Origin of the sequence: Alkalihalobacillus sp. MEB130 (assembly GCF_032335535.1) — a bacterium.
Classification (GTDB): domain Bacteria; phylum Bacillota; class Bacilli; order Bacillales; family Bacillaceae_D; genus Halalkalibacter.
The window spans coordinates 200,984-218,586 of sequence record NZ_JAOANA010000001.1 but is presented as its reverse complement, the minus strand read 5'-3'; the positions used below and the strand labels follow the sequence as shown (position 1 = coordinate 218,586).

Here is a 17,603-nt window from a genome sequence, read left to right as displayed (position 1 = left end):
TTAATTGTGTGAAATTGTGTCAATCTGTTAAAAATCCAAAGTTTTTGATTTCGAATTCAACTCTTTGTGGTACAATCCAATATGGGGATTTTGCTTTTTGGTATAAAATAGATAAAATTGATCTGCTCTAATATGAAATAAAAGTGTGGATACTGGAGAAGGTAAGAAATAAGGAGGGTAATTATGCTTGCTCTTGCTTTAATAATTTGCTTTATCGTTACGGTGTTAATTACACCGCTTGTCAAACGATTGGCAATTAAAATTGGTGCAACAGACAAACCGAATCATCGTAAAGTTCATCAAAAGGTTATGGCTCGTTTAGGTGGTTTGGCCATATATATAGGATTTCTCATTGGTTTTGTTCTTTTACAACCAGCAAGTGAATTTACATTGCCGATCTTAATTGGAAGTTTCATCATTATTGTTACCGGTTTTCTTGATGATATGATTGAACTTTCCGCCAAATGGAAGTTACTCGGCCAACTGTTGGCAGCTGGAGTCGTCATCTACGGCGGTGTACAAGTACAGTTTATTAACTTGCCATTTGAAGGACAATGGCATCTAGGTTGGTTTAGCATCCCGCTGACATTGTTATGGATTATCGGAGTAACAAATGCCATTAACTTAATTGACGGGTTGGATGGACTGGCAGCTGGCGTATCATCCATCGTGCTAGTTACGATTTCGTCTTTGGCTATTATGCAAGGAGATCTTTTTGTTGCTTCCCTTGGTATCATTTTATTAGGTAGTACACTAGGATTTCTCATTCATAACTTTAATCCAGCAAAGATTTTTATGGGCGATACAGGAGCATTGTTTTTAGGATACATGATCTCTGTCATCTCTTTATTAGGATTTAAAAATGTAACGATGTTCTCATTATTAGTTCCTGTCATCATTTTAGCCATTCCAATTTCAGATACATTGTTTGCCATTGTACGTCGCTTAGTGAATAAACAACCATTATCAGCACCTGACAAGTCTCATTTGCATCATTGCTTGCTTAGATTAGGTTTAACTCATAAACAAACGGTATTAGCTATTTATGCGATGACGGCATTCTTCGGATTGGCTGCTGTTATGTTTACGATGTCAACGCTTTGGATTTCGATGATTATTATCTGTATTATCATTATCGCCATTCAACTGATCGTTGAGCGTGTTGGACTCGTCAGTCAAGATTACCGTCCGATGATCAAATTCTTCAGAAGAGTGAATGCCAAACGACGTTTAAAATACGAAAAATAATGAAAAAAGGTGCCTCTCAGAAAAATGAGTTGCACCTTTTTTGTATGTTTATGCAGGGGGTCTGACCCCCTAGTGGGCGTGAAGCATTAGCAATAGCTAAATCAAAAGCACGTACCATGAAAGGTACGTGCTTTTGATAACGTTTAATTTGTAATTTCTAGGTGAGTTTTAAATATGTCTGAAAGTTCATTAACCGACTCATCATGGAGTTGATAATAATAAACTCCGTTAATTCGTGCATCGCTTCCAGCTAGTGATAATGATTGAATATCGTTTAAACCACTTGCATAAGAATGAAGAGCAATCAGGTTTCCGAAGCTCAAGTTCGTTGTCATATGATCTTCAACACTTTGCATGACATCACCGTAACTAGTAATGGAAGAAAGGGAAGCCCCTTTTGAAATAATCCCTTTAATGACTTCTTGTTGACGCTCACCGCGCCCAAGGTCGCCACGTGGATCTTTCTTTCTCATACGAGTGAAGGCAAGTGCTTCTTCACCGTTAAGTGTTTGTGTTCCTTCATATAAAGTGATAGCTTCTTTGTTGTTTTGACTATCCATCTCTGTGAAAGTAAATGGAACTTCAACTTCGACGCCACCTAAAGCATCAATAATCTCTACAAAGGCGACAAAGTTTAATTTCACAAAATAATCGACTGGAATATCAAATAAATGTTCGACTGTCTCAATCGTTAAATCAAGTCCGCCAAAAGAATGCGCATGATTAATTTTGTCTGGATTAATCCGACCTGGTATTTCTACATAAGAATCACGTGGGATGTTTAACAAATTAATCGTTCCTAAGTCTTTATTGAACGTAGCAAGCAACATAGCGTCCGTTCGCCCTCTTAAATCCCCATCGCGATCATCTACTCCGAGTATTAAGACAGAGATGTTATCCTTAGCCGGATCCACCGCTACTTCTCGTCGTTCAGATTTCTCCCCACGTTCTAATTCTAATTGTGTATTTGCTGTAACATTAGATAACTGATACACAAAATAACTAACCGCACCGCCAAAGCCTAATAAAAACAAGAGGCTAACAAACATGACAATGCGTAATATATTTTTCTTCCTGCGTTTACGGCGCCTCGTTCTTACCTGCGTCATTCGCAATACCTCACTTTTAGTAATAATGTATTACTTCCTTCATCTATACATTCCAAACAGATACCTCTAAAAAAAGACAATATTCTACACTTATCTCATAGTACCGAAAAAAAGTAGATTAGTAAATAAGAAGAATGGTGGAAATAATCTGGGGTCAGACCCCTCTGTACTGCTTTGCAGTGCTAGAGAGGGGTCTGACCCCAAATATGCGTATAAGCGCATGAATTATTTTAGTAAAATGATGGGTCGTTTACCGCTAAAGCGGTAGGTTTTGTTGTGAGCCAATATTCGTAGGAAAGTTGGTGATATGCTATTAATTTCGAAACATTTTGTGATATTTTTCGTGGAAAGAGCATATAAAACCGTATCTTCATTTTTGGTTGTTAGATAATCTGTCAGATAAATCATTATTTTAGAAAGATTCAATATTGCAATGGGCGGAATATTCACTTATAATAACGGTAGTCCAATTTACGAAATTTGCAGAAAAATATGTGAAATTAACATAAAAACGTAATAAAAACCTATGTTTCTAGCAAAATTCGTTACTGAAAGAGTGGTCATATGGGAAGATTAGATGAAATGGATATGTCGATTTTAGGGTTGTTGCAAGAGAATGGAAAGCGTTCTTATACAGAGATAGCTAAGCTCCTATGTGTGAGCGAAGGTACGATTCGAACAAGGATCAATCGGATGCTAAAAGACGGGGTTTTCGAATTCATCATTCATATGGACCCAAATAAAATTGGATTGAACGTTCAGGCGATTATCGGAATATCAACAAAGCTTGGTCACCAAGAGGATATCGCAAAGCAACTGAATCAATACCAAGAGGTGCGATTTGTCGGGGCTTTCTCAGGTCGCCATGATTTAATTTTACAAGCTTACTTTAAAAATAATGATGATCTTGTTCATTTTGTTAACAAAGAACTAACAAAGATGGAAGGAATCATTTCAGCGGATGTAAGCATTGAGTTAAAACAATACAAAGATTCTTTTTCCTATATAGTTGAGCAGTAAAATTTTCGCAATCTTGTTGCAATTACGATAACTAGATGAGGCAAGGGCTTGTAAATGGTAATATCTTTACATTGTTGAAGCAGTTTCAACTAGATACGATATTGAAGTCTTCTAAGAAGAATGAGGTGAAGATGGTGACGAATCAGCCATTGTTAGATGTTAGAAATTTAAAGACCTATTTTTATAAAAAAGGAAAAGAGCTTCCTGTTGTAGATGATGTGTCCTTTCAAGTATATGAAGGAGAGACGGTAGCGATCGTGGGAGAGTCTGGTTCTGGGAAAAGTATGACGACGCTTTCGATCATGCAGCTTGTCCCGTCTCCTGGAGGAAAGACAGTTGGAGGAGAAATTCTCTTTAACGGAGACGACCTCTTAAAACACGGTCAAGATCGTATGTTTAAAGTTCGTGGGAATGATATCGGGATGATCTTCCAAGAACCAATGACGTCACTGAACCCGGTTTTGACGATAGGTGATCAGTTAATGGAAACGCTTATCTACCACAAGAAGCTCACAAAAAAACAAGCATATGCTCGTGCGAAAGAAATGCTAGAGTTAGTCGGTTTTTCACGAATTGATGAAATTTTATCCGACTATCCGCACCGTCTGTCTGGTGGAATGAGACAACGGGTTATGATCGCGATGGCGATGAGCAACGACCCGAAGTTGTTAATTGCTGATGAACCAACGACGGCTCTTGACGTGACCGTACAAGCACAAATTCTTGATTTAATGCGAGGACTAAGTGATAAGTTCAACTCTTCGATTATTTTGATTACTCACGATTTAGGCGTTGTAGCCGAGCTCGCCGATCGAGTCGTCGTGATGTATGCTGGTCAAGTCGTTGAAGAGGCTGATATTGTTCCGTTATTTGATAAGCCGCTTCATCCTTACACCGTTGGATTAATGGAATCGGTCCCCAAATTGGATGTTGAGCAGGAGCGCTTAACTTCCATAGCTGGAAACGTTCCAACACCGGATAATTTTCCGAAAGGTTGTCGGTTTGTCACGCGCTGTCCTCTTGCATTTGATCGTTGTTCGAAGGAGCAGCCTGAGTTGGTCGAAGTGGAGCCAGGGCGTAAAGTAAGATGTTTCTTGCATGAGGAAGGGAGAAACGAACAATGAGTGTACAGCTTACTGAAAAAGCAACCGACACGAACGTAGAAAATGATGTGTTGCTTGAAATAAAAGGATTAAAAAAATATTTTCCGATTAAAAAAGGCTTTTTCCAACGTACAGTCGGAAATGTTAAGGCTGTCGATGGAATCTCGTTTTCTATTAAAAAAGGCGAAACGTTTGGTTTAGTAGGAGAGTCAGGCTGTGGAAAGTCGTCAGCAGGTAGGACGATTATGAGACTTTATGAGCCAACTGACGGGGAAATCATTTTTGATGGAAAAGATATTTCGAAGCTCAAAGAACGCGAACTGTTGAAGTTTCGCCGTGACATTCAAATGGTATTTCAAGATCCATTTTCATCGCTAAACCCGCGAAAAACGGTGGGAGCGATTTTGAAAGAGCCATTAAGTGTTCATGGGTTGTACAAAGGAAAAGAGCGCCAAGAGTATATTGAAAAGTTAATGGAGCGAGTAGGCCTCAATCCGACGTATGCAAACCGTTACCCGCATGAATTTTCGGGTGGGCAGCGTCAGCGTATTGGGATTGCGCGAGCGTTAGCGTTAAATCCGAAGCTCATTATTGGAGATGAGCCAGTATCAGCCCTGGATGTTTCGGTTCAATCACAAGTACTAAACTTGATGAAAGACTTACAAGAAGAGTTTGGCTTAACGTATTTGTTCATTGCTCATGATTTAGGGGTTGTAAAACATATTTCCGATCGCATTGGGGTTATGTATCTTGGAAATATGATGGAGATTGCTAGCAAGCATGACTTGTATGATGAGCCGCTTCATCCGTATTCTCAAGCTCTTTTATCGGCGGTACCAAAATCGCATCCGTCTGAAAGAAAGCGCGAACGTATCATTTTACAAGGGGATATTCCAAACCCGTCGAATCCGCCAACCGGTTGTGTGTTCCACACGCGCTGTCCGAAGGCGATGGACCATTGTAAAATCGACATTCCTGAATTTAGAGAAGTGAAAAAAGATCGGTTTGTTGCATGTCATTTGTACAATGACATGGCAATGGAAACGAAATAGTAAGAAGGGGTCTGACCCCTTTTATACAATTGATTTTCAGAAGATTCTTTTTAATTCTTTAAAGGAGGTGTTGCTGAGCGGAGTGAAGGGGCTCATGCAAGGTAGGTAGGTCATTTTTTCAACCAATAAAAACGAAAAAGCTTAAGGGGGAAATACGATGTTAAACAAGAAGTTGGCAATGCTACTTGGCTTGGCACTTGCATTTATGCTTGTTCTAGCTGCTTGTGGTGGCAACGATGATGCTCCAGCTGAAGAACCAGCTGATGATGCAACGGAAGAAACAGAAGATGCAACAGAAGGTGAAGCAGCTGCTGGTGGCAGTGTGATTTTAGGTACGTCTGGAGAGCCTGTAACATTTAACCCATTATACTCTCAAGATTCTGCTTCTGCAGATGTCATTGATTTGATTCATGCAAGTCTTTTAGAATCTGATGAAAACTTAGAAGTTATTCCAATGCTTGCAACTGATCTTCCTGATATTAGCGAAGATGGGTTAGAGTATACGTTCACGCTTAATGAAGGCGTACTTTTCCATGATGGAGAAGAGTTAACTGCTGAAGATGTTAAGTTCACTTACGATATCTTCAAAAATGAAGAGTACACTGGACCACGTGCTGGTGACTTCACTGAGCTTGAAAGTGTTGAAGTAGTTGATGAATACACTGTTACATTTACATTAAGTGAAGTAGATGCAAGTTTTATCACTCGTCATACTTATGGAATCCTTCCAAAACACATTCTTGAAGATGTTCCTGTAGCTGATCTTGAAGAGCACATGGAATACAACCGTAACAACCCAATTGGTGCTGGTCCGTTCACATTTGTTGACTACCAAGATGGACAATACATTGAATTAGCTGCTTTTGATGACTACTTTGCTGGTCGTCCGAACTTAGACAAAGTAACATTCCGTATTTTTGCTGATACAAATGCTGAGCTTTTAGCATTTGAAACTGGTGAAATTGACTGGATGATTCTTCCGGCTACTGAAATTCCAACAGCAGAAACATATGACCATGGTCGTATCTCTTCTGTTTTAGCTTTACGTTATGACTATATTGGTTGGAACAACGACCGTGCTCCATTTGATGATGTACGTGTTCGTCAAGCATTAACAATGGCAATTGATCGTCAATTAATCGTTGATGAGATCATGGGTGGACACGGTGAAGTGGCTCATGCTCCTGCATCTCCACTTAGCTGGGCATACCCTGATAGTGTTCCTGAATTTGACTATGATCCAGAAGGTGCTATTGAGCTATTAGCTGAAGCTGGCTGGGAGCCAAATGCAAATGGAATCTTAGAAAAAGATGGCGAGACTTTCACGTTTGAAATTCTTTCTAATGATGGTAACGTGATTCGTCGTGACATTGGTGTTATCGTTCAACAAATGCTTGCTGAAATTGGTGTAGAAGCGAATCCTCGTCAAATGGAGTGGGGTGCGTTCTTAGATCAAATCAACCCACCTAACTATGACTTTGACGCTGTTGTACTTGCATGGGGTCTTGCGCTTGATCCAGATCCAACGGCAATCTGGCATTCTCGTGAAATCGAAAATGGCTTAAACAACATCTCATATCGTAATGACCGTGTAGATGAGTTAGCTGCTACTAACAAGCAAATCGTTGATCAAGATGAGCGTGCGGCTGTTATCGGTGAGATCTATGAGATTCTTGCTGAGGAGCAACCTTACACGTACCTTTACTACCCAGAGCAACACATTTTACTTAACAACCGTGTAGAAGGCTTCACTCATCACCCGCGTGTTAACATGTACAAAGTTAACGAGTGGTTTGTAACGGAATAAGCCTTCAAGTAGTGGGGGGAAGGGGTATATCCCTCCCCTTCCTACTCTACTAAATTATCTTGAGGGATTGTGAGGAATGTAATCATGATTAGTTACATCATTAAACGGGTCATTATGATGATCCCGATTTTATTTGGAATTTCCGTTCTATCATTTGCGATTATGTACGCAGCACCTGGGAAACCAGCCATTATGAACTTAGATCCAGAGATTTCGCCTGAAGTACGTGAGGCACAAATCGAGCGTTTAGGGTTAAATGATCCAATTCCGGTTCAATATGTTCGTTGGTTAGGCAATGTAGTCCAAGGTGACTTTGGTACATCTTATTCACGAAAAATACCGGTTACTGATATGATCTTAGATCGTTTACCGAACACTTTATTATTGATGGCTTCCTCCTTGTTTATAGCAGCAATTATAGCGATACCGTTCGGGGTTATCTCAGCAACAAGGCAATATTCCTTGACCGATTACGGGGTTACGATGGGTTCCTTCTTAGGGCTCGCCACACCTAACTTTTGGCTCGGTATTATGTTAATTATGTTATTTTCTGTGCAACTTGGTTGGACACCAGTCGGTGGGGTTGCCACGATTGGAGCAGATTTCAGTATTATTGATCGACTTCATCATTTAATTTTACCTGCTTTTGTTTTAGCAACAGCTGATATGGCTGGTCTAACGCGGTATACGCGTTCCAGTATGCTTGAGGTAATTAATCAAGATTACATTCGTACAGCTCGTGCAAAAGGGTTCCGTGAGCGTCGTGTTGTTTATAAACATGGATTGCGTAATGGATTGATCCCAGTTATTACGATGTTTGGTTTAATGCTACCTACGATGATTGGTGGCTCTGCTATTGTTGAGTCTGTTTTCAACTGGCCAGGAATTGGAAAAATGTTTATTGATGCGACCTTCCAGCGTGATTATCCTGTCATCATGGCCATCACCATGTTTGGTGCAGTACTAACGGTTATCGGGAACTTGATTGCAGATATTTTATATGCAATTTTAGATCCGCGAATTGAGTATTAAGGAGGGACGAAGAGCATGAGTGCACAACAACCACAACTAGAAAAGTTTGGACATGAGGTTGAAGACAACCAAGTTCTCGGCGAACGTCGATCCCTCTTATCCATCATTGTTGCAAAGTTTTTTCAAAATAAGTTAGCTGTGTTTGGGTTAATTGTGTTAGTGATGATTACGATTGCTTGTATCTTAGCGCCATATATTGCGCCACATGATCCCGCTTATCAAAACTTACGGAACCGTTTAGCGCCTCCAAGTGCAGATCACTGGCTTGGGACGGACCATTTAGGGCGTGATTTATTTAGTCGTATGTTACACGGTGGACAGGTTTCCTTGTATGTTGGTTTTGCTGCGATGGTCGGTGCCGTATCAATTGGTGCTGTTATTGGAGCAGTTGCAGGGTATTTCGGAGGTTTGGTTGATGCATTTTTAATGCGTCTAGTTGATATTATCCTTGCATTCCCGAACATCTTCTTGCTTATCACACTAGTAGCTATTCTAGAGCCGAGCATGAACATTTTGATTGTCGTGTTTGCTTTGCTCAGTTGGACGGGAACAGCCCGTGTTGTACGAGGCGAGTTCTTATCATTGAAAAAACGCGAATTTGTTCTCGCATCGCGAACAATAGGGATGTCAAATACACGCATTATTTTCTCGCAAATCTTACCAAATGCATTAGGTCCGGTTATCGTTGCTGCAACACTTGCAGTCGGGTCGTTTATCTTAGCTGAATCGGCTTTGAGTTTCTTCGGCTTAGGCGTACAGCCACCACGAGCATCGTGGGGCAATATGTTAACCGACTCGCAAAGCATCACGATTTTCCGTAACGCCTGGTGGTATCCGACCTTCCCAGGCATGCTTATCTTAATTACGGTTTTGTGCTTTAACTTTATCGGAGATGGACTACGTGACGCGTTAGATCCGCGAGTGGTGGAGAAATAGGATTAAAATTGAAAATGAAATTGAAATGCTAGATTGAGAGGGAGGGCAGCGGCTTGGAGTCGCTGCCTTTTCCTTTCATGACCCGCTGTGTTGCGGTGAAGAGATAGAGGGGGGTCTGACCCCCGGAAATAATTGGGCAATAAAACAGAGGAGGAAACAGATACATGCGTGTACTACTGACAGGGTTTGAACCGTTTCTCGGTCATTATATCAATCCAACAGAAGAGATCGTAAAGGAATTAGATGGTCAACAGATCAACAACAAACAAATTATAGGAAGAATTTTGCCGGTCGCGTTCTCTCAATCGGCTACTCAGCTTATCGCACATTTTGAGGAAGAGAAACCTGATGCTGTGATTATGCTTGGCTTGGCTGCTGGGCGGAATCGGATTACGCCAGAGCGTGTGGCGATTAATTGCAGCGATGGCGATAAGGATAATGAAGGGCGAGCCCTCCAAGATGCCGTTATTCAAGAGGACGGACCAGCGGCTTACTTTTCAACGCTCCCAATCCGAAAAATCGTAAACATATTAAATGAAGCAAGCATTCCTGCGCGAATCTCTAATACAGCTGGAACGTATCTCTGTAACAACATTATGTATGAGATGCTTCATTATCTGGAACAACACAACCTAAGCTGCCCGGCTGGGTTTATTCATATTCCTGCTAGCCATGAGCTCGCCACTACGAATGCGCAGTTGCCGAGTATGTCACATGCAGAGTTACAGAGAGCTGTGGAATTAATTGTGTCTGCGGTGTAATAAGGGGCTGGCACCACGTCAGTGACTTTTTTTAAAGAAATAACAGTAAAAAAAGAAAGGTGCTTCTTTAAAAGGAGCACCTTTCATACGTGGATATGTATATTGAAATAACTCTTACCCTTCAATCACCTTCAAAAACACCTTCCGATTCCGTGGTCCGTCAAATTCACAAAAATATACGCCCTGCCACGTTCCGAGAACGAGACTTCCGCTAGAGATCACAATCGTCTGCGCATGCCCAACTGTACTTGTTTTCATATGAGCAGCTGTATTGCCTTCCATATGAAGATCTTTCTCGTGATCCCAAGGATACACCTCGTCAAACCGTCTAAGCATATCCGTTTTCACATCAGGATCTGCATTCTCATTCACGGTAATGCCAGCCGTCGTATGAAGAGAAGAGACAATCACAATGCCGTCTCTTACCCCAATTGAACCAATCCACTTCTCAATGTCACGCGTAATATCAATCATCTGATCCCGGGAATTCGTCTTAAGCTGTAACGTAGTTTCCAAATGCAAAAGCTCCTTTCCGATGTAGTACCCCGCAGGGTAGGGGTCAGACCCCTCTTTACTGCACTAAAGTCTCTAAATACGTTTCTTCGCCTTGTTTGATGGTGGCTTGGCCGTTTGTAATATTGGTCATCCACTCTTTGAAGGCCTCAATCTTATCAACCTCAACATATGTCTGCACGTCTACTTGTTCTAAGTATTCAATTCCCTTCATTTGATAAGGAGATTCGCGCAGGGCATGCTCTACTTTTCCGAGCCAGTGGTAGTCCACTTCTGTATGAATCACTTGTACTAGCGAGCGCTGCACAATACCAACGGCATTAAGCCCTTCACTGACTGCACCGCCGTACGCTCGAATTAACCCGCCTGCACCAAGCTTTATCCCGCCAAAATAGCGCGTCACAACAACGACGGTATCTTTTAAGCCGCGTTTTTTTAGCACTTCTAGCATTGGTACCCCTGCTGTTCCGCTTGGCTCGCCGTCGTCATTAGCTTTTTGAATTTCGTCTCGTTCACCTATAACATAAGCAGAGCAATTATGGTTGGCATTATAGTGCTGCTTCTTGATTTTTTCGATAAAAGCTTGAGCTTTCTCCTCAGTTTCTACTCGTTCAAAATAAGCAATAAAGCGTGACTTTTGAACGATCATTTCATGCTCACCTGTTCCTTGAACGGTTTGATAGGTTGCTAGAGCCATAAAAATTTCCCCTTCTTTTTTCATAGTTTTACAAATAAGAGCAATGAATATGTAATAAAGCTATGTTACGATAAGAACGTTGAAGCAAGGGGACATGCCCCCAAATACCTATAATTGCTAATGAAAATCATTTAAAATAATGGAATTTATAAAGTTATTTTAATGAAGATGTTGTAAAATAAGAATATCGAATTCTTTTTTACTTAGCAAATGGATCGCTTTAACTTCAACTAAGGGTTGGTGTGGCATGGAAGACACGAAAGTATTAGATCAAATAATCGATCAAACATTGGATACGGTTGGGCAAAGTCGCGAACAAATTTATCAAATTGAAGAGCAATCCCGAAATGAATTAACGGCTCTTGAACGAGAATTAATTGAAGTTCGAACAAAAGTAGCCGAAGTCATTGACAAGACGGACCAAACACAAATGTATGCAAGACTTGCTCGCAGTCGTCTAGTTGAAGTTAGTAAAGCTTTTAATAAATTTACAAACGAAGAAGTTCGGCAAGCTTATGAACAAGCAAATAACTACCAAGTTCAATTAGCCGTTTTAAAGCAAGAAGAAATTCAATTGCGTGATAAGCGCGATCAAATTGAACGCAGGTTAATTGGGTTAAAAGACACCGTGATGCGTGCGGAACAATTAGCAGGGCAAATGTCAGTCGTTTATAAATTTCTCTCTAGTGACATTAAGCAAGTTACCGATGTGATTGAAGATGCGAAAGAAAAACAAGCATTTGGGCTGAAAATCATCGAAGCACAAGAAGAGGAACGAAAAAAACTCTCTCGTGAAATTCATGATGGACCTGCGCAAATGATGGCCAATATGATGCTTCGTTCTGAGCTAATTGAACGAATTTATCAAGAAAAAGGCATTGCAGAGGCGTTAACTGAGATAAGAGACTTGCGAAAAATGGTAAAAAATTCTCTTGCAGAAGTGAGAAGAATTATTTATGATTTGAGACCGATGGCGCTAGATGACCTAGGGTTAATCCCGACGTTAACAAAGTATTTAAAGACATTTGAAGAACATAATCAAGTAGCTGTAGCGTTTCACCATTTTGGTAAAGACACTCGCCTTCCTCAGGAGTTCGAGATTGCACTATTTCGACTTGTCCAAGAATCGGTACAAAATGCCTATAAGCATGCAGAACCGAAAGAAATTCAAGTCAAAATTGAAATAAAACCAAACAAGGTTATAATGATAATTAAAGATGATGGAAAAGGATTTGATCCATCGCAGAAAAAAGAAGGATCGTTTGGGTTAATTGGCATGAAAGAACGAGTGAACATGCTCAAAGGTGAAATGAAAATACAATCGAAGGTAAACGTAGGAACGGTAGTCATTATTGGCGTACCGTTAAATTCTAGCAAATAAACACTATGTAACTAGTGAAAACTATGTCAGCTAAAGAAGAGGTGAAAATGATGAATGAAGCAATGACAGATAAAATTAAAATTGTAATCATTGATGATCATCAGTTATTTCGAGAAGGAGTAAAACGAATTTTGGCCATGGAGCCAGAATTTGATATTGTAGCAGATGGACAAGACGGTTCTCAAGCGATTGAGTTAGTAAAACTTCATCGTCCTGATGTCATTCTTATGGATATTAATATGCCGCAAATGAACGGCGTAGAAGCAACAAAAGAATTAATTCAAACGTTTCCAAATGCAAAAGTGTTAATTTTATCGATTCATGATGATGAGACCTATGTGACACACGTTCTAAAAACAGGAGCTTCTGGCTATTTGTTAAAAGAAATGGATGCTTCAGCGTTAATTGAAGCGGTAAAAGTCGTTGCATCAGGAGGCGCGTACATTCATCCGAAAGTAACACATAACTTAATTAATGAATATCGCCGACTAGCAACCGAAGATGACATTCATGAAGAGTCAATTGGTTACCGTGAAGTAGAATATCGTAAACCATTACATATTCTAACTCGTCGTGAGTGTGAAGTACTTCAACTGATGACAGACGGCCAAAGCAACCGTGCGATCGGAGAATCATTATATATTAGTGAAAAGACGGTTAAGAACCACGTTAGTAACATTCTACAAAAAATGAATGTGAACGACCGGACTCAAGCCGTAGTAGAAGCCATCAAAAAAGGCTATGTGATTGTTAGATAGAAGGAGAGAGAGAGGGCATCCGCTCAATTCTCTCTTTTTTTATTTAGGTTGTATTCAAAAGGATTGTAGCAGTGAAGTAAAGTTTTTCTCGTAGTGAAATGGAGCGGAAGCCACTCGACTCCTGCGGGAATGAAGAGGTAGGGGCGAGACCCCACTGGCGTAGCCGTGGAGGCTCGACACCTCCCCGCGGAAAGCGAGTGGCTGGAGCGCAATGGAACGAACATGTGGAGAACACAGATCCCAAAAACAACAAAGTATGCGAAAATAGCCTTTGTTGATGAAAGAACTAATTGGGAAAGAAAAGCGCTCAAAGCTTGAAAGCATAGCCATTTCCATGTACAGTTATAGTAGAGATTTCCGTGTTGAAAAGCAGAGACTTGAAAAAAGAGAGGACCTAAGCATGAATAAAAGTGTAGCCGTAGTAACGGATAGTACAGCTTATTTATCAGAAAACATTCGCAAAGAATTATCCATTGAGATGGTCCCACTGAATGTCGTTTTTGGTGAAAAGTCCTATGAAGAAGAGGTTGACCTTACAACCGACCAGTTTTATAAAGAGATGAAAACAGCCGAACAACTGCCAACAACGTCTCAACCGGCGATTGGCGATTTTGTTACGTTATTTGAACAATTAGCAAGCAAAGGCTACAAACAAGTCGTAACGATTCATCTGTCTAGTAAAATTAGTGGAACGTTTCAATCCGCTGTAAGTGCTGGAGATATGGTAGAGGGAATTGACGTATTTGGTTTTGATACAGAAATAAGTTGTGCCCCGCAAAGCTATTACGTGTTAGAAGCAGCGAAAATGGCAAATGCAGGCGCAGGGGCTGAAGCCATTCTTGAAAAACTAACAGCCATGAAAGAAACGTCAAGAGCGTATTTTATGGTAGACGATTTAAACCACTTGCATCGTGGAGGACGGCTATCTGGAGCTCAGCTTTTTGTCGGAAACCTGTTAAAGATCAAACCGATCCTGCACTTTGAAGAAGGAAGCATTGTTCCTTTTGAAAAAGTAAGAACAGAGAAAAAGGCATTATCACGAATGTTATCGCTACTAGAAGAAGATGTGAACAAAGGCGGCGACTTTATCGCAACCGCCATTCATGCCGATAATCTTGAAGGGGCCAAGCAGTTGCAAGCAACCATTCAAGAGCGTTTCAAAACAGTGGACGTGAATATTAGCTATTTCGGACCGGTTATAGGAACGCATCTAGGAGCAGGCAGCCTCGGCCTATCTTGGCAAAAAAAATAGAGCTTCATCACTTAAGAGTATGTTGGTTATAACTAGCATGCTCTTTCATTAAACTTGCCCCTTCTTTTCCTCAGCTTTCATTTTTACCACATCAAATACCCATATCGAAACAAGGTAAAACGCAAATAAACCGAGTAACGCCCCACTAGGTAAATCGAAAAACGTATTCAACATTAAAACGACTAGTAAAAATACAGCTGCAAACCAAACTTTTGCATATTTTTTAATCATAAGGCACCTCTCTTTTCTTCTTGTTCTCTATCAATATCATACTACGAAATCTCTTCCTTCTCCTCTCTAAAAATGACCCTAACCGAGGTGTGCCTATGAAACTTTCCCCACAATTAAAATCACTTTCACTCGTTCTTGCCGGAAAACGACTTCTTCTCTCTGAAATTCCTTATCAAACTACACTCATTCAAGAAGCGGTTCAAAAAGGATATGTACAACAAATGAGCGGGTTACAAACAAGTGGCAGCCGCTACTCTTGTGTGCGCTGTGGAAATAAGGATAAAAGTTTGCTGGGTTCTCATCATTGCGCTCGTTGTCAAACGATTTGTCATTATTGTCGCCACTGCCTCATGTTAGGCAAAATCAGTAGCTGTCAACCTTTGCATGTGTGGGCAGGCCCGCCGATACCACAACCTATCATAAAAAATAGTCTGCGCTGGAAAGGAGAATTGTCTCTTGGACAGAAAGTAGCCTCCGAGGCAGTCGTTGAAGCGGTGGAGCAGAAGTCATTTCTTTTAGTTTGGGCTGTTTGTGGAGCTGGAAAAACGGAAGTGCTCTTCCATGGTTTAGAACGAGCATTTGCAACTGGAAAAAGAGCTCTCTTAGCGACACCGCGAACGGATGTTGTAAAAGAATTATACCCACGCCTACAAGCAAGTTTCCCGGATATCAGTATGACAGCTTTATATGGAGGTAGCAAAGACCGCCACGCGAACGCCCAACTTGTCCTTGCGACCACTCACCAAACAATGCGTTTTTACAAAGCATTTGATGTTGTCATTGTTGATGAAGTAGATGCGTTTCCGTTCTCATACGATAAAAGCCTTCAGTACGCTGTAGAACAAGCGAAAAAGCCAACATCTTCTACGATCTTATTAAGTGCTACTCCCTCATCTACACTTTTAAAAACTTCTCATCTTCAAGTTGTAAAAATTCCAAAGCGTTATCACGGCTTTCCACTACCGGTTCCGTGTTTCAAGTGGGTTGGAAATTGGCAAAAGCGCTTGAAAAAGAATAAGCTTCCGAGTGTTGTCCTCGATTGGATCCAAACATACGAAGCAAAAAAGAAACCACTTCTTTTATTTGTCCCATCCGTCTCTATCCTCACACAGGTTTCCGAAGCGTTACAGAACCAGTCAATTAAACATGCGTCTGTTCATGCGGCTGATCCAAAGCGTCATGAAGCTGTTCAAGCGTTTCGAAATCGTCACGTCTCCATTATGGTAACAACGACGATTCTTGAACGAGGGGTGACGTTTGCTGATGTGCAAGTGGCTGTACTAGGGGCAGAGAATGATGTGTTTACGGAAGCGGCGTTAGTGCAAATTGCCGGAAGAGTCGGTCGGAAAAAAGAAACTCCAACAGGAGAGGTCATCTTTTTTCATTATGGTGTCACAAAAGCAATGAAAGCTGCGCGGCGTCACATCGAACAGATGAACGAAGAGGGAGGACGGGCATGAACAGATGTTTAGCATGTCATCAAATGTATTTTGATCAACCAGGTTGGTTAAGGATTTTTATGTTAGGAAAATCGAGTAACATTTGCCAAATGTGTGAGTCGAAGCTGATTTCGATTTCTGGCAAAAGGTGTGTGACGTGTTCGCGTTCACTGGATGGATTACGCTCCTATTACGTAAAAGGAGAACAGTGTCTGGATTGCTGGCGTTGGGAGCAATCAGGTGTCAGAGGGTTCGAAAAAAATGTATCGATCTATGAGTACAATTCTTTTTTAAAAGAATGGCTCTCAACCTATAAATTTCGAGGAGATGCCATCGTCGCAACCTTTTTTGCAGAAAAACTAGAAATGCTTTACCATACCCATTTTTCAGGATATGTACCAGTTGCCTTGCCACTAAGTTCTAAACGACTTCAGGCAAGAGGGTTTAATCAATCAAAATTGCTTATGCAAAATTGGGCTGAAGGTGCCGATATACTACATAGGAGAGAAGGAGAAAAGCAAAGTAAGAAAAACCGCAAGCAAAGAGTAAGCCAAATTACGCACAGTCCTTTCTCTCTAAAAGTGGGGGCTACTGTACGTAATCAAAATTTTGTTCTCATTGATGACATTTATACAACGGGAACAACGGTAAGACAAGCAGCTAGTATCCTTACGCGGAACGGAGCAAGAAATGTCAGTTCGTTAACCGTTGCAAGATAAGAAACTGGCTATCAACTTTATGATCATTCGTTATCATGGTACCATGAGAAGGGGGAAACGCTATGAAAGATGTAGCAAACTGTCCGAAGTGTGGACAAATCTTTGTAAAAGCACTTCGACCAATGTGTCAACATTGTTATAAAGAGCAAGAAACGAACTTTGAGACGGTCTCGAAATTTATGAGACGAAAACAAAACCGAATGGCTTCCATTCGAGAAGTACATGAAAAAACGGACGTTCCTCTAGAGCAAATTCACCAATTTGTTCGTGAAGGCCGTTTGCTCGTTACACACTTTCCGAACTTAGGATATCCATGTGAGTCATGTGGTTCGATTATTCAAGAAGCGAGACTGTGTGCATCATGTACAGACAATATTAAATCAGGGCTGGAAAAGATTGATAAGGAAAAAGAATTTGAACAAAGAAAAGAAGAAGAAAAGCGAAAAGAACGTGCATCGTCTGTTTCGACTTATCAAGCGTTAAATAACCGTTTTGAGAAAAAGTAGTTAACAATAGTGAAAAACGTGCCGATATAAAAGCAAAGG

Annotated in this window: 18 protein-coding genes; 14 read left to right on the top strand and 4 right to left on the bottom strand. The window is 40.8% G+C overall.

Annotated features, from left to right (window positions below; genetic code table 11):
• Positions 1 to 183: 183 nt before the first annotated feature.
• Positions 184 to 1,248: a glycosyltransferase family 4 protein gene (locus N0O92_RS01120; RefSeq protein ID WP_315612758.1), complete on the top strand. Its 1,065-nt coding sequence runs from the start codon at positions 184 to 186 to the stop codon at positions 1,246 to 1,248.
• A 143-nt stretch (positions 1,249 to 1,391) separates the two neighbouring features.
• Here the strand turns inward: N0O92_RS01120 and N0O92_RS01115 are convergent, their stop codons facing one another.
• Complete coding sequence (locus N0O92_RS01115; protein WP_315612757.1) at positions 1,392 to 2,357, bottom strand: LCP family glycopolymer transferase; 966 nt, start codon at positions 2,355 to 2,357, stop codon at positions 1,392 to 1,394.
• A 564-nt stretch (positions 2,358 to 2,921) separates the two neighbouring features.
• Between N0O92_RS01115 and N0O92_RS01110 the strand changes: the two genes are divergently transcribed.
• From N0O92_RS01110 to pcp, 7 genes are all read left to right on the top strand, one after another.
• Entirely contained in the window at positions 2,922 to 3,377 is a 456-nt protein-coding gene (locus N0O92_RS01110; RefSeq protein WP_315612756.1) for an Lrp/AsnC family transcriptional regulator, read from the top strand.
• Between the two features lie 131 nt (positions 3,378 to 3,508).
• Positions 3,509 to 4,501 carry an ABC transporter ATP-binding protein gene (locus N0O92_RS01105; protein WP_315612755.1) on the top strand — a complete coding sequence of 331 codons (993 nt, stop codon included), beginning with the start codon at positions 3,509 to 3,511 and terminating at the stop codon, positions 4,499 to 4,501.
• Entirely contained in the window at positions 4,498 to 5,532 is a 1,035-nt protein-coding gene (locus N0O92_RS01100) for an ABC transporter ATP-binding protein (RefSeq protein WP_315612754.1), read from the top strand. The genes N0O92_RS01105 and N0O92_RS01100 overlap by 4 nt, the downstream gene beginning before the upstream one ends.
• 157 nt (positions 5,533 to 5,689) lie before the next feature.
• On the top strand, positions 5,690 to 7,339 hold the full coding sequence (locus N0O92_RS01095; RefSeq protein ID WP_315612753.1) for a peptide-binding protein: 1,650 nt from the start codon (positions 5,690 to 5,692) through the stop codon (positions 7,337 to 7,339).
• An 84-nt stretch (positions 7,340 to 7,423) separates the two neighbouring features.
• Complete coding sequence (locus tag N0O92_RS01090; protein WP_315612752.1) at positions 7,424 to 8,371, top strand: ABC transporter permease; 948 nt, start codon at positions 7,424 to 7,426, stop codon at positions 8,369 to 8,371.
• Between the two features lie 15 nt (positions 8,372 to 8,386).
• Positions 8,387 to 9,307 (top strand): oligopeptide ABC transporter permease, encoded by a 921-nt coding sequence (gene opp4C / locus N0O92_RS01085; protein ID WP_315612751.1) that lies wholly within the window; start codon positions 8,387 to 8,389, stop codon positions 9,305 to 9,307.
• Between the two features lie 164 nt (positions 9,308 to 9,471).
• A complete protein-coding gene (gene pcp / locus N0O92_RS01080) occupies positions 9,472 to 10,068 on the top strand; it encodes a pyroglutamyl-peptidase I (RefSeq protein WP_315612750.1) in 597 nt (198 codons plus the stop codon).
• 114 nt (positions 10,069 to 10,182) lie between these two features.
• Here the strand turns inward: pcp and N0O92_RS01075 are convergent, their stop codons facing one another.
• Positions 10,183 to 10,584 carry a secondary thiamine-phosphate synthase enzyme YjbQ gene (locus N0O92_RS01075; protein ID WP_315612749.1) on the bottom strand — a complete coding sequence of 134 codons (402 nt, stop codon included), beginning with the start codon at positions 10,582 to 10,584 and terminating at the stop codon, positions 10,183 to 10,185.
• 55 nt (positions 10,585 to 10,639) lie between these two features.
• On the bottom strand, positions 10,640 to 11,278 hold the full coding sequence (locus N0O92_RS01070) for a YigZ family protein (RefSeq protein WP_315612748.1): 639 nt from the start codon (positions 11,276 to 11,278) through the stop codon (positions 10,640 to 10,642).
• A 247-nt stretch (positions 11,279 to 11,525) separates the two neighbouring features.
• Here N0O92_RS01070 and N0O92_RS01065 point away from each other — a divergent pair, with 247 nt between their 5' ends.
• From N0O92_RS01065 to N0O92_RS01055, 3 genes are all read left to right on the top strand, one after another.
• Positions 11,526 to 12,659: a sensor histidine kinase gene (locus N0O92_RS01065; RefSeq protein WP_315612747.1), complete on the top strand. Its 1,134-nt coding sequence runs from the start codon at positions 11,526 to 11,528 to the stop codon at positions 12,657 to 12,659.
• Positions 12,660 to 12,709: 50 nt separating this feature from the next.
• A complete protein-coding gene (locus tag N0O92_RS01060) occupies positions 12,710 to 13,417 on the top strand; it encodes a response regulator (RefSeq protein ID WP_315612746.1) in 708 nt (235 codons plus the stop codon).
• Between the two features lie 400 nt (positions 13,418 to 13,817).
• On the top strand, positions 13,818 to 14,669 hold the full coding sequence (locus N0O92_RS01055; protein ID WP_315612745.1) for a DegV family protein: 852 nt from the start codon (positions 13,818 to 13,820) through the stop codon (positions 14,667 to 14,669).
• Positions 14,670 to 14,717: 48 nt separating this feature from the next.
• Here the strand turns inward: N0O92_RS01055 and N0O92_RS01050 are convergent, their stop codons facing one another.
• The gene (locus N0O92_RS01050) at positions 14,718 to 14,900 is read right to left on the bottom strand and encodes a hypothetical protein (protein ID WP_315612744.1); all 183 of its coding nucleotides are present in this window, start codon (positions 14,898 to 14,900) and stop codon (positions 14,718 to 14,720) included.
• 95 nt (positions 14,901 to 14,995) lie between these two features.
• Here N0O92_RS01050 and N0O92_RS01045 point away from each other — a divergent pair, with 95 nt between their 5' ends.
• The 3 genes from N0O92_RS01045 (at position 14,996) to N0O92_RS01035 (ending at position 17,564) form a co-directional block, all read left to right on the top strand.
• Entirely contained in the window at positions 14,996 to 16,360 is a 1,365-nt protein-coding gene (locus N0O92_RS01045; protein ID WP_315612743.1) for an ATP-dependent helicase ComFA, read from the top strand.
• Positions 16,357 to 17,058 carry a ComF family protein gene (locus tag N0O92_RS01040; protein ID WP_315612742.1) on the top strand — a complete coding sequence of 234 codons (702 nt, stop codon included), beginning with the start codon at positions 16,357 to 16,359 and terminating at the stop codon, positions 17,056 to 17,058. The genes N0O92_RS01045 and N0O92_RS01040 overlap by 4 nt, the downstream gene beginning before the upstream one ends.
• Positions 17,059 to 17,120: 62 nt before the next feature.
• On the top strand, positions 17,121 to 17,564 hold the full coding sequence (locus N0O92_RS01035; RefSeq protein WP_315612741.1) for a TIGR03826 family flagellar region protein: 444 nt from the start codon (positions 17,121 to 17,123) through the stop codon (positions 17,562 to 17,564).
• Positions 17,565 to 17,603 lie beyond the last annotated feature (39 nt).

What these genes read in the sequence shown, in the direction of transcription:
- N0O92_RS01095 (WP_315612753.1), top strand. Translation starts at nt 5,690, where the DNA reads ATGTTAAACAAGAAGTTGGCAATGCTACTTGGCTTGGCACTTGCATTT.
- pcp (WP_315612750.1), top strand. Translation starts at nt 9,472, where the DNA reads ATGCGTGTACTACTGACAGGGTTTGAACCGTTTCTCGGTCATTATATC.
- N0O92_RS01035 (WP_315612741.1), top strand. Translation starts at nt 17,121, where the DNA reads ATGAAAGATGTAGCAAACTGTCCGAAGTGTGGACAAATCTTTGTAAAA.
- N0O92_RS01105 (WP_315612755.1), top strand. Translation starts at nt 3,509, where the DNA reads ATGGTGACGAATCAGCCATTGTTAGATGTTAGAAATTTAAAGACCTAT.
- N0O92_RS01065 (WP_315612747.1), top strand. Translation starts at nt 11,526, where the DNA reads ATGGAAGACACGAAAGTATTAGATCAAATAATCGATCAAACATTGGAT.
- N0O92_RS01090 (WP_315612752.1), top strand. Translation starts at nt 7,424, where the DNA reads ATGATTAGTTACATCATTAAACGGGTCATTATGATGATCCCGATTTTA.
- N0O92_RS01115 (WP_315612757.1), bottom strand. Translation starts at nt 2,357, where the DNA reads ATGACGCAGGTAAGAACGAGGCGCCGTAAACGCAGGAAGAAAAATATA.
- N0O92_RS01100 (WP_315612754.1), top strand. Translation starts at nt 4,498, where the DNA reads ATGAGTGTACAGCTTACTGAAAAAGCAACCGACACGAACGTAGAAAAT.
- N0O92_RS01070 (WP_315612748.1), bottom strand. Translation starts at nt 11,278, where the DNA reads ATGGCTCTAGCAACCTATCAAACCGTTCAAGGAACAGGTGAGCATGAA.
- opp4C (WP_315612751.1), top strand. Translation starts at nt 8,387, where the DNA reads ATGAGTGCACAACAACCACAACTAGAAAAGTTTGGACATGAGGTTGAA.
- N0O92_RS01060 (WP_315612746.1), top strand. Translation starts at nt 12,710, where the DNA reads ATGAATGAAGCAATGACAGATAAAATTAAAATTGTAATCATTGATGAT.
- N0O92_RS01040 (WP_315612742.1), top strand. Translation starts at nt 16,357, where the DNA reads ATGAACAGATGTTTAGCATGTCATCAAATGTATTTTGATCAACCAGGT.
- N0O92_RS01050 (WP_315612744.1), bottom strand. Translation starts at nt 14,900, where the DNA reads ATGATTAAAAAATATGCAAAAGTTTGGTTTGCAGCTGTATTTTTACTA.
- N0O92_RS01110 (WP_315612756.1), top strand. Translation starts at nt 2,922, where the DNA reads ATGGGAAGATTAGATGAAATGGATATGTCGATTTTAGGGTTGTTGCAA.
- N0O92_RS01120 (WP_315612758.1), top strand. Translation starts at nt 184, where the DNA reads ATGCTTGCTCTTGCTTTAATAATTTGCTTTATCGTTACGGTGTTAATT.
- N0O92_RS01045 (WP_315612743.1), top strand. Translation starts at nt 14,996, where the DNA reads ATGAAACTTTCCCCACAATTAAAATCACTTTCACTCGTTCTTGCCGGA.
- N0O92_RS01055 (WP_315612745.1), top strand. Translation starts at nt 13,818, where the DNA reads ATGAATAAAAGTGTAGCCGTAGTAACGGATAGTACAGCTTATTTATCA.